Here is an 11,476-nt window from a genome sequence, read left to right on the forward strand (position 1 = left end):
TCACACCGCCGCCCTGCGCCGGCGCGATCGCCTGCAGCCCGTCGGTGCGGCCCGACGCGATCTGCTGCGCCAGCGTGCGCAACGCCCCCGCATCGACCGCCCCCGCCACCGCCGCCTTCAGGCTCGCGACGATCCCCGCGACCAGCACGAAGCCCATCGCCGCGATATTCAGCGCGAGCGAGATCATCCGCGCGCTCATGTCGATACCGGACGCCATCCCGGCCCGCGAACCCGGCACCGCGCCCGTCGTCGTGTTCGTGACCGGGGTGTTGGTGAGCCCGAGCCCGATGCCGGCGATCACGCAGCCGGGCAGCATCGTGAGCCAGCTCGCGTGGTCGACGCCGCTGCCGATCCGCATCAGCGCGAAGCCGGCCGAGATCGTGAACAGGCCGCCCGGAATGACGAGGCCGGGCCCGTAGCGCAGCGCGAGCCGCTCGCCGAACGGCGGCGCGACCAGCGTCGGCAGCGTATAGGCGAGCAGCGCGAGGCCGGCCGTCACGCTGTCGTACCCAAGCGCGACCTGGAACCAGATCGGCAGGTAGATCATGAACGGCCAGAAACTGAAGTTCATCCCCATCGAGCCGAAAATCGCGCCGGTGAACGCGCGAATCCGGAACACGGAGAAGTCGAACATCGGCCGCGCGCTCACGCGCTCCGCGACGACGAAGGCCGTCAGCGCAAGCACGGTCGCGCCGAGCACGCCGAGGCCGGCCGCGCTCGTGAGCCCCAGCTCCGCGCTTTGCGTGATATAGAACGCGAGGCCGAGCACGGCGAGCGACAGCGTGACGATACCCGCGACGTCGAGCGTGCCCGCATGCGGATCGCGCGACTCCTGCACCGCGCCGGCGATCAGCACGAGCGCGACGGCCGCGAGCGGTGCGTGGACGAGAAACACCCACGGCCAGCTCGCCAGCGCGACGATCGCACCGCCGACGATCGGCCCGAAGCCGAGACCGATCCCGAACACGATTCCCCAGATCCCGAACGCGCGGCCGCGCTCGCGCCCTTCGCGGAACTGGTGCGACAGCACCGCGATCTGGCAGATCAGCATCGCGCCGCCGCTCGCGCCCTGCAGCAGCCGGCCCGCGACCAGCACCGGCACGTTCGGCGCGAGCCCGCACAGCAACGACGTCGCGCCGAACAGCACGGTGCCGATCACGTACACGCGCTTGCGGCCGAAGCGGTCAGCAAGCGTGCCGGCCGCCATCAGCACCGTGGTGCACGCGATCGTGTACGCGTTCATGATCCACTGCATGCCGTTGAAGTCGCCGTGCAGCACGTGTTCGAGCGTCGGCAGGATCACCGGCACGCTCGAGATCTCGAGGCCGAACATCAACGACGTGAGACAGACGGCCGCGAGCGCGACCGCATTCCTGCGGGAGTCGGATAGCGTCATGCGTATTGCGCGACGACCCGCAACAGGCCGCGCGCCTCCAGGTGAGAAGGATTCGCCGCGTGCGGCCGGCAACGCACGCTGGACGGGAATCGGTACTATAGTGAGAATTCCCCTCCCCATTGACGCGTCCTTTTCTCCGAACTAGGGAATCACAGGACGCAATCAGCGCAACCCACCATGACCGACAGACTCGACGGCGTCACGACCTTCGTCCAGGTAGTGGAATCCGGCAGCTTCGCGCTTGCCGCGGAGCGGCTCGACATGACGCGCTCGGCGGTCGGCAAGGCGATCGCGCGGCTCGAGAAGCGGCTCGGCGCGCGACTGCTGCAGCGCACGACCCGCAGCCAGAGCCTGACCGACGACGGCCAGGCGTACTACGACCGCTGCGTGCGCGCGCTGTCGGAACTCGAAGCGGCGGAAGCCGATCTCGATTGCGGTCGCAACGAAGCGCGCGGCAAGCTGCGGCTGAGCGTGCCGCTCGCGTTCGGGCATCACTGCGTGACGCCGATCGTGCTCGATGTCGCACGCACCTATCCGCAGCTGCGGATCGACGTGTCGATCACCGACCGTTTCGTCGATCTGGTCGAGGAAGGGATCGATCTCGCCGTGCGGATCGGCACGCTGGCGGACAGCACGAGCCTCGCGGTGCGGCGGCTCGGCACGCAGTACGGCAGCCTCGGTGCGTCGCCGTCGTATCTCGCGCGCTACGGGATACCGCAATCGCTCGACGACCTGAGGAATCACCGGACGATCGCATATTCACGCTCGGGCGTCGCGCAGCCGTGGGACCTGCGCGCGCCGGACGGCTCGACCGTGCGCGTCGACCTGCAGCATCAGCTCAGCTTCGACGACGTGCAGGCGATCGCGGCGGCCGGTGCGGCGGGGTTCGGGATCGCGTGGCTGCCGAGCTGGCTGCTCGATCATTACGTGAAGCGCGGCGAGATGATCGTCGTGCTCGATCGCTGCTTCGTGTGCGAAGGCGACATCCACGCGATCTGGCCGAAAACGCGCTATCTGCCGCGCAAGACGCGCTGCGTGATCGACGCGCTCGTGCAGGCGGTGCCGCCGATGATCGAGCGCTGAGCGCAGACGACAAGAATGGAAGTGCGTTGAAACCGACGCGCCGCGCGGGCGCGTCGGGACATCACGCCGCGCCGAGATCGGCGAGCGGATGCGCGAACAGCTTCCACGGCGAGGTCAGGAAATGCCGCACGCGCTCGGCGCGCAGCTCGACGAGCGACGCCGGCGCCCAGCGCGGCTTGCGATCCTTGTCGACGAGATGCGCGCGCACGCCTTCGCAGAAGTCGCCCTCCTCGATCGCGCGCGCCACGATGCCAAGCTCCATCCGGAACGACTCGGCCAGCGTCATCTGGCGGCCGCGCAGCAGCGCTTCGCGCGTCACGCACAGCATCGTCGGCGAATGGCCGGAGAGCGCATCGAGCGTCGCCTGCAGCCATTGACGATGCTCGCGCGACAACTCGTCGCGCGCGAGATCCTGCTTCAGCGTCGCGACGATCCGCTCGACGGTCGAGCGCTTGTCGAAGTGCCGGACGATCCACGCCATCTGCGTGTCGAGCACGGCATGCGGCACGACATTGCACGGCGGCTCGAACACCTTGCGCAGCGCCGGCAGCACGTCGCCGTCCCACTTGATGCTCTCGATGCGCGTCTCGAACGTATCGAGCCACGACGACGGCACGCACAGGTCCGCGAGCTTCGCGCTCAGCGCGTCGGCGCCCGACAGCATCGCGCCCGTCAGCCCCACGTACAGTTCGAGCTCGACCGGCATGCGCGACAGGAAATGCGTCGCGCCGACGTCGGGCACGAGGCCGATGCGCGTCTCCGGCATCGCGATCTTGCTGCGCTCGGTCGCGACACGCAGCGTCGCGCCTTGCGCGAGCCCCATCCCGCCGCCCATCGTCACGCCGTCCATCAGCGCGACCACCGGCTTCGGGAACGTGTGGATCGCATGGTCGAGCCGGTATTCGTCGACGAAGAACGGCAGCCAGGTCTCGCGCTGCGCGACCATCCTGTACAGCGCACGCACGTCGCCACCCGCGCAGAAGCCCTTCTCGCCCGCGCCGCGCAGCACGACCGCGACGATCTGGTCGTCGGTGCGGCAACGCTCGAGGAACGCTGCCAGTTCGCCGATCATCGGATACGACAACGCATTGAGCGCGGCAGGCCGGTTCAGCGTGATCAGCGCCACGCGGTTCACCACGCGGAACAGCACCTCCGGCGCGGATTGCGCGACGCGCTCGTGAGTCGTGACCGGCGTGCTCATCGTGGCACCTCCCCATCGGTGTGCCATTGCGGCGCGCGCTTGCCGAGAAACGCGGCCACGCCTTCGCGCGGATCGTTCGTGTCGAACAGGTCGACGAAGCGCTCGCGCTCGATCGCGAGCGCCGCACTACGCGGCACGCCGCGGCGTGCGAGGCCGATCAGCTCCTTGCTGTATGCCACCGCATGCGGGCTCTGCCGCGCGACGTTGCGCGCGAGCGCCAGCGCCGCATCGCGTGCCGCACCACGCTCGACCACCTCCTCGACGAGGCCGATCCTGAGCGCCGTCGCCGCGTCGACGCGCGTGCCGGCCAGGATGATCTTCTTCGCCCAGCCTTCGCCGACGAGCCAGGGCAGCGTCTGCGTGCCGAGCCCGCACGGCAGCAGGCCGACCGACGGTTCGGGCAGCGCCATCTGCGCGTGCGTCTCGGCGATCCGCAGGTCGCACGCGAGTGCGCATTCGAGGCCGCCGCCCATCGCATAGCCGTTGATCGCCGCGATCGTCACGACCCGCGCGTCATGCAGCGCCTCGAACGCCGCGCCGAAGCGCGCGGCCATCGCGCGCGCGACCGCGCGGTCGCCGTCGGCGAACGTGTTCAGGTCGGCGCCCGCGCTGAAGAACTTCGGGCCGTCGCCGGTGATCACCAGCGCGCGCACGCCTGGATTCGCATTCAGCTCGGCGACGGTTTCCTGCAGCTGCCGCAGCCCGTCGGCGGTAAAGGCGTTCGCGGGCGGACGCTTGAGCGTCGCGCACGCGATCGCGCCGTCGTCGACGTAGTCCAGTTCGATCATGAGGCATCCTTCTTCGTAGCCGGTTGGTACAGGCGGATCACCGCCGAGAAATCGAGTTGCCCGTCGCCGCGGCTGCTCATCGCCTGGTACAGCTGCTGCGCGAGCGCGCCGAGATAGACGGGCTGGCGCGCCTGCTTCGCGGCGTCGTTCGCGAGGCCGAGATCCTTCAGCATCAGGTCGGTGCCGAAGCCGCCGCTGTAGCCGCGCGACGACGGCGCGGTGGCGATCACGCCCGGATACGGGTTGTAGGTGTCCGAGCTCCAGCAGCGGCCCGTCGACGTGTTGACGATGCCGGCCAGCACCTTCGGGTCGATGCCGAGCGCGACGCCGAGCGACATCGCCTCCGATACGGCCGCCATCGAGATGCCGAGCACGAGGTTGTTGCAGACCTTCGCGACCTGCCCCATCCCGGTCGCGCCGCAGTGGACGATGTTCTTGCCCATGCCGGCGAGCACGGGCTTCACGCGCTCGAAATCGGCCTCGCTGCCGCCGACCATGAAGGTCAGCGTGCCGGCCGCCGCGCCCCCGGTGCCGCCCGACACCGGCGCATCGACGAACGCGCCGCCGTGCTCGCGCACGAGCGCGCCGAACGCCTGCGCGCTCGCCGGGTCGATCGTGCTCGAATCGATCACGGTCGCGCCGGCGTCGAGGCCGGCCAGCACGCCGTTTTCACCGGCGAGCACCGAGCGCACGTGCGGCGCGGCCGGCAGCATCGTGATCACGAACGTCGCGCCCGAGGCCGCATCGCGCGGCGATGCGGCCGCCTGCGCGCCGGCGTCCTGCAGCGCGCGCAATGCATCGGCGCTCAGGTCGAACGCATGCACTTCATGGCCAGCCTTCAGCAGGTTCAGCGCCATCGGCGCACCCATGTGGCCCAGTCCGATAAAACCGATCTTCATGTTCGTCTCCTCCGCCGCTCAGTGCAGCCGGATCGTCGTGTTCACCGGGCCGGCCGTCGTGTCGTCGTCGAACCAGCGCGCGGTGACCGTCTTCGTCTGCGTGTAGAACTGCACGACCTGCTTGCCGTACGGGCCGAGATCGCCGAGCTTCGAGCCGCGCGAGCCGGTGAAGCTGAAGAACGGCACCGGCACCGGAATCGGGATGTTGATGCCGACCTGGCCGACGTCGATCTCGCTCTGGAACTTGCGCGCGGCCGCGCCGCTCTGCGTGAAGATGCCCACGCCGTTGCCCATCGGGTTCGCGTTGACGAGCGCGATCGCTTCGTCGAGCGTGTCGACTTCCATCACGACCAGCACCGGCCCGAAGATTTCATGGGTATAGACCGTCATCTCGGGCGTCACGCCCGAAAAGATCGTCGGCCCGATGAAGTTGCCTTCCTCGAAGCCGGCGACCTTCACGTCGCGACCGTCGAGCTCGAGCTTCGCGCCTTCCTTGATGCCCGCGTCGATCAACGACAGGATGCGCGCCTTCGCGCCGCGCGACACGACCGGCCCGACGTCCGTGCCCGCTTGCGAGCCCGCGTTGACCTTCAGCGTCTGCGCCTTCGCGACGATGTCCGGCAGCCAGTCGCGCGCGCGGCCGACCAGCACCGCGACGGAGGTCGCCATGCAGCGCTGGCCCGCCGCGCCGAACCCCGCGCCGACCAGCGCGTTGATCGCCTGCTCGCGGTTCGCGTCGGGCAGCAGGATCGCGTGGTTCTTTGCGCCCATCATCGCCTGCACGCGCTTGCCGTGCTGGCTGCCGAGGTTGTACACGTGCGTGCCGACGGCCGTCGAGCCGACGAACGAGATCGCCTTCACGAGCGGATGCGTGCAGATCGCGTCGACGACCTCCTTGCCGCCGTGCACGACGTTCAGCACGCCCTTCGGCACGCCGGCTTCGAGCGCGAGCTCGACGAGCTCCATCGTCGACATCGGGTCCTGCTCGGACGGCTTCAGCACGAACGTGTTGCCGCATACGATCGCCATCGGGAACATCCACAGCGGGATCATCGCGGGGAAGTTGAACGGCGTGATGCCCGCGCATACGCCGAGCGGCTGGCGCAGCGTGTAGGTGTCGACGCCGCCCGCGACGTTTTCGGCGAACTCGCCAAGCTGCAGCGTGCCGATCGAGCATGCGTGCTCGACCACCTCGAGGCCGCGGAAGATGTCGCCTTCGGCGTCGGGCAGCGTCTTGCCCTGCTCGGCCGTCAGCGTCTTCGCGATGCGCTGCAGGTTCGCGCGCACGAGATCCTGGAACTTCAGCATGATGCGCATGCGCGCGGCAAGCGGCGTGTTCTTCCACGTCGCGTACGCGGCGTGCGCGGCCTGCACGGCCGCGTCGACTTCCGCGACGGTCGCGAACGGCACGCGCGCGAGCACCTGCTGGGTCGCCGGGTTGACGATGTCGCGCCACTCGCTCGTGGTGGACTCGACGAAAGCGCCGTCGATCAGCAGCTTGACCGTCGGCACGTCTTGCCCCGTGCGGGGCGTCGGATTCGCGTTCATCGATGCAATCTCCTTGCTGTGGACCACGCAGCGCTGATGCCGCGCGGCCGGTTCAATCAGGCTGCGGGCGGCCGCCGCGGGATGCGGCGCGCGCGGCCCGCGGCCGGTCATTTCAGTTCGGCGGCGAAATCTTCTTCCCAGTATTCGCCGGGCATGCGCGTCGTCGCATCGTCGCCGCGCTCGATCTCGCGGCGGCGCAGCTCGACGCGGCGGATCTTCCCCGAGATGGTCTTCGGCAACTCGGCGAACTGCAGGCGGCGGATGCGCTTGTACGGCGCGAGCTTCTCGCGCGAGAAGCGGAAGATCTCCAGCGCGAGCGCAGGGCTTTCCTCGTAGCCCTGGCGCAGCGTGATGAAGGTCTTCGGCACCGACAGCCGCACCGGGTCCGGGCTCGGCACGACGGCCGCCTCGGCGATCGCCGGATGCTCGATCAGCACGCTTTCCAGTTCGAACGGGCTCAGCCGGTAGTCGGACGACTTGAACACGTCGTCCGCACGGCCGATGTACACGTAGTAGCCGTCGTCGCCGCGCATCGCGATGTCCGACGTGCGGTAATGGCCGTCGCGCATCGCGTGGGCCGTCGCGTCGGGATTGTTCGCGTAGCCGTTCATCAGCCCGACCGGGCGCGACGCGCCGGCGCCGATCGGCAGCGCGACCTCGCCTTCGCTGACGGGCGCGCCGTCCGGGTCGAGCAGCGCGATCCGGTAGCCCGGCAGCGGCCGCCCCATCGAGCCGGCGACGACCGGCTGGCCCGGCGTGTTGCCGATCAGGCAGGTCGTCTCGGTCTGGCCGTAGCCGTCGCGAATCGTGATGCCCCACGCCTTCTTCACGCGCTCGATGATCTCGGGATTGAGCGGCTCGCCCGCGCCGACGATCTCGCGCAGCTTCACGTCGAACGACGCGAGCGGCTGCTGCACGAGCATCCGCCACACGGTCGGCGGCGCGCACAGCGTGGTCACCCGGTATTTGACGAGCGCATCGAGCACGACCTTCGGCTCGAAGCGCGCGTAGTTGAACGCGAACACGCACGCCTGCGCATTCCACGGCGCGAAGAAGCAGCTCCACGCGTGCTTCGCCCAGCCCGGCGAGCTGATGTTCCAGTGGATGTCGCCCGGCTGCAGGCCGACCCAGTACATCGTCGACAGGTGCCCGACCGGATAGGTGCGGTGCGTATGCTCGACGAGCTTCGGCTTCGACGTCGTGCCCGACGTGAAGTACAGCAGCATCGTTTCGTTCGACTGCGTGACGGCGTCGGGGGTGAATACGTCGCTCGCCGCGTAGCCGTCGTTCATCGCAAGCCAGCCGTCGCGCGGCGCGCCGGCGACGATCTTCCGCCTGAGGCCGAGATCGCCCTGTTCGAACTTCGCGGTTTCGTTCTCGTCGACGATCGCGTAGGTCGCGCCGCCGATCTGCACGCGGTCGCGCACGTCGTCGGCCGACAGCTGGGTGGTCGCGGGCAGCACGATCGCGCCGAGCTTCATCGCGGCGAGCATCGCGTCCCACAGCTCGACCCGGTTCGGCAGCATCAGCAGGATCCGGTCGCCGCGCCCGACGCCGATGCCGCGCAGCCAGTTCGCGATCCGCGACGAGCGCTCGGACATCTGCGCGAACGAATACGGGTCGCCCGTCCCGGTTGCCGCGTCGACGATCCACAGCGCGGGCTGGTCGTTGCCGCGCGCCATCGGGTCGAAGTAGTCGAGCGCCCAGTTGAACGCATCGAGCACCGGCCATTCGAAGTCGCGGTATGCGGTTTCGTAGTCGGTGCGATGGCGCAGCAGAAAGTCGCGTGCGTCCAGGAATGCCTGTACTGTCATCGTGTCGTCTCCAGTCTCCATGCCCCAGCGGTCGACCGGCGCAGGCGCTGCAGCGCCCGTCCGGTTCCCTGTTGCGCCGCGCACGGTCACGTCGTTGCGTGCCGCGTTTGCCGCGCTGCCCTCGTGCCCTGCCTGTTTACCTGCTTGTCTGTTCGCGTGATGTTCGATGGAGCGAGCGCCGCGACTCAAAGCTGTCGCGCGATCACCATCCGCTGCACTTCGCTGGTGCCTTCGTAGATCTGCGTGATGCGCGCGTCGCGATAATGACGCTCGACTTCGTAATCGGCGAGGTAGCCGTAGCCGCCGTGGATCTGGATCGCGTCGGAACACACGCGCTCGGCCATCTCGGACGCGAACAGCTTCGCCTGCGACGCCTCCGACAGGCATGGCAGCCCGGCCGTACGCAGCTTCGCCGCGTGATGCACGAGCAGGCGCGCCGCGTTGATCTGGGTGGCCATGTCGGCGAGCTTCTGCTGGATCGCCTGGTGCTCGGCGATCGGCTTGCCGAACTGCACGCGCTCGCCCGCATAGCGGCGCGCCTTGTCGAACGCGGCCCGCGCGATGCCGAGTGCCTGCGCGGCGATGCCGATCCGACCGCCCTCGAGGTTCGACAGCGCGATCTTCAGCCCTTCGCCGCGATTGCCGAGCAGGTTTTCTTCCGGAATCGCGCAGTTCTCGAACGTGATCGCGCACGTGTCGGACGCGCGGATGCCCATCTTCTTCTCGGGTTTGCCGACGATGAAGCCCGGCGTATCGGTCGGCACCAGGAACGCGGAAATGCCGCGCTTGCCGGCTTCCGGGTCGGTCATGGCAAAAACGATCGCGACGCCGGCGCGCTGGCCGTTGGTCACGAACTGCTTCGCGCCGTTCAGCACCCACTTGCCGTCGCGCAGTTCCGCCCGCGTGCGCAGGTTGTGCGCCTCGGAGCCAGCCTGCGGCTCGGTCAGACAGAACGCGCCGATGATGCGGCCCGCCGCCATCTCGGCCAGCCAGCGATCCTTCTGCGCCGGCGTGCCGAAGCCGAGGATCGGCCCGCAGCCGACCGAGTTGTGCACGCTCATCATCGTCGCGCACGCGGCGTCGCCGGCGGCGATCTCCTCCATCGCCAGCGCGTAGGCGACGTAATCCGTATACGCGCCGCCCAGTTCCTGCGGCACGATCATCCCGAGCAGGCCGAGTTCGCCGAGCTGCGCGACGACGGCGTCGGGCAGGTGCGCGTCGTGATCCCACTGCGCGGCGTTCGGGGCCAGCACCTCCGTGGCAAAAGCGCGCGCGGCGTCGCGGATCATCCGCTGGTCTTCGGTGTAAAGCTCGTCCATGGCGCTGCTGTCTCCCGCGGCCGCGTGCGGCGGCCGACCTTCCGTTTCGATGCAACAAGTGTAGGCAAGCACGCGCGACTGTTCGATGCTCGCGCCGCTCATTTACACTGAGCGTTTTTGCCATACCGGCGGCGTCGATGAAGCAGGAAGACAAGGGAACCGTCGCGATCAGCCTCGTCGCTTACAGCGTCGCGCTCGCCACCCGGCGCGGCGTCGCGGCCGAGCCGCTGCTCGCGCAGGCCGGCATCGCGCCCGCGCTGCTCGCTCAGCCGCGCGCGCGGGTGTCCGCGCAGCAATACGGCGCGTTGTGGAACGCGATCGCGCGCGCGCTCGACGACGAGTTTTTCGGGCAGGACCGCCACCCGATGCGCAGCGGCAGCTTCATCGCGATGAGCCAGGCCGCGCTGTCCGCGCAAGACGGACTGCACGCGATGGCGCGCGCGGTGAATTTCCTGCACTGCGTGCTCGACGACCTGCACGCGGAGCTCGACGCCAATCCGCAGCGCGTGCGGCTGCGCTTCGTGCACCGCAACAGCGCCGCGGCGCCCTCGATGTTCACGTACGCGACCTATTTCATCATCGTGTACGGGCTGACCTGCTGGCTGATCGGGCGGCGCATCCCGGTGCTGCACGCGAGCTTCCGCTGCGACACGCCGCCGGCCGACCACGAATACCCGTCGATGCTGTGCGACGACATGCGGTTCAACCAGCCGGATTCGTATGTCGATTTCGATCCCGAATTCGCAACGCTGCCGGTCGTGCAGAACGCAAAGACGCTGAAGACGTTCCTGCGCAACGCGCCGGCCAGCTTCATCGTCAAGTACCGCAACCCGAACGCGCTCGCGCAGCGCGTGCGCACGGTGCTGCGCGGGATGCCGCCCGCCGCGTGGCCCGGCGCGGGCGGGATGGCCGCGCGGCTGCACGTGGCCGAGGCGACGCTGCGCCGCAAGCTGCACCAGGAAGGCCATGCGTACCAGTCGATCAAGGACACGCTGCGGCGCGACCTCGCGTTCGAGGCGCTGGCCGATCCGTCGCGGACCATCGCCGACGTCGCCGCCGCCACCGGTTTCGCGGAACCGAGCGCGTTCTACCGGGCGTTTCGCAAATGGAGCGGGCGCAGCCCGGCCGAGTACCGGGAAGAAGCGCTCGCGCGGGGCAACGGCGCCGGCTGAGTGCGCGGCCGGCGGCCCCGCCTTCGCGCTTTGCCCCGAAACCGCCTAATCTTCAAGCATCGGGCCAATGCCCTTTTCCGCGAGCCGGACGGCGTGCGGCCGCGCGCCGCCCGGGCGCCCCGATGCGCATTCATCGTCATGGGCCGCCGTCACCTGCATCGCCCGACGGCCACCCCCGTCACCCGCTGGTCGCGCGGGTCGCGCGCGCCGCGCTGTTCGCGGCGCTGCTCGTCGTATGCGCCGCGAACAGCGCGGC

At 69.2% G+C, this 11,476-nt stretch carries 9 protein-coding genes; 2 read left to right on the plus strand and 7 right to left on the minus strand.

Annotation, left to right across the window (positions count from 1 at the left end; genetic code table 11):
* On the minus strand, nt 1-1,396 hold a 1,396-nt coding region (locus F3J14_RS30055; RefSeq protein ID WP_166726035.1), incomplete at its 3' end, for an MFS transporter.
* Nucleotides 1,397-1,573: 177 nt separating this feature from the next.
* On the opposite strand from F3J14_RS30055, the gene F3J14_RS30060 reads away from it, so the two are divergent.
* Entirely contained in the window at nt 1,574-2,479 is a 906-nt protein-coding gene (locus tag F3J14_RS30060; protein ID WP_166726036.1) for a LysR family transcriptional regulator, read from the plus strand.
* Nucleotides 2,480-2,540: 61 nt separating this feature from the next.
* Here F3J14_RS30060 and F3J14_RS30065 read toward each other — a convergent pair whose 3' ends face one another.
* From F3J14_RS30065 to F3J14_RS30090, 6 genes are all read right to left on the minus strand, one after another.
* Nucleotides 2,541-3,680 carry an enoyl-CoA hydratase/isomerase family protein gene (locus tag F3J14_RS30065; protein ID WP_166726037.1) on the minus strand — a complete coding sequence of 380 codons (1,140 nt, stop codon included), beginning with the start codon at nt 3,678-3,680 and terminating at the stop codon, nt 2,541-2,543.
* On the minus strand, nt 3,677-4,468 hold the full coding sequence (locus F3J14_RS30070; protein WP_166726038.1) for an enoyl-CoA hydratase: 792 nt from the start codon (nt 4,466-4,468) through the stop codon (nt 3,677-3,679). Before F3J14_RS30070 ends, F3J14_RS30065 begins: the two co-directional genes overlap by 4 nt.
* The gene (mmsB, locus tag F3J14_RS30075; RefSeq protein WP_166726039.1) at nt 4,465-5,367 is read right to left on the minus strand and encodes a 3-hydroxyisobutyrate dehydrogenase; all 903 of its coding nucleotides are present in this window, start codon (nt 5,365-5,367) and stop codon (nt 4,465-4,467) included. Before mmsB ends, F3J14_RS30070 begins: the two co-directional genes overlap by 4 nt.
* Nucleotides 5,368-5,385: 18 nt before the next feature.
* Nucleotides 5,386-6,915, minus strand: a complete 1,530-nt coding sequence (locus F3J14_RS30080) for a CoA-acylating methylmalonate-semialdehyde dehydrogenase (protein WP_105786487.1) — start codon at nt 6,913-6,915, stop codon at nt 5,386-5,388.
* Nucleotides 6,916-7,022: 107 nt separating this feature from the next.
* Nucleotides 7,023-8,729 carry an AMP-binding protein gene (locus F3J14_RS30085; RefSeq protein WP_166726040.1) on the minus strand — a complete coding sequence of 569 codons (1,707 nt, stop codon included), beginning with the start codon at nt 8,727-8,729 and terminating at the stop codon, nt 7,023-7,025.
* 185 nt (nt 8,730-8,914) lie between these two features.
* A complete protein-coding gene (locus F3J14_RS30090) occupies nt 8,915-10,048 on the minus strand; it encodes an acyl-CoA dehydrogenase family protein (protein WP_006753001.1) in 1,134 nt (377 codons plus the stop codon).
* Between the two features lie 137 nt (nt 10,049-10,185).
* On the opposite strand from F3J14_RS30090, the gene F3J14_RS30095 reads away from it, so the two are divergent.
* A complete protein-coding gene (locus F3J14_RS30095; RefSeq protein WP_166726041.1) occupies nt 10,186-11,220 on the plus strand; it encodes an AraC family transcriptional regulator in 1,035 nt (344 codons plus the stop codon).
* The last annotated feature ends 256 nt before the right edge of the window (nt 11,221-11,476 follow it).

Origin of the sequence: Burkholderia sp. Tr-862 (assembly GCF_011753085.1) — a bacterium.
Classification (GTDB): Bacteria; Pseudomonadota; Gammaproteobacteria; order Burkholderiales; family Burkholderiaceae; genus Burkholderia; species Burkholderia ambifaria.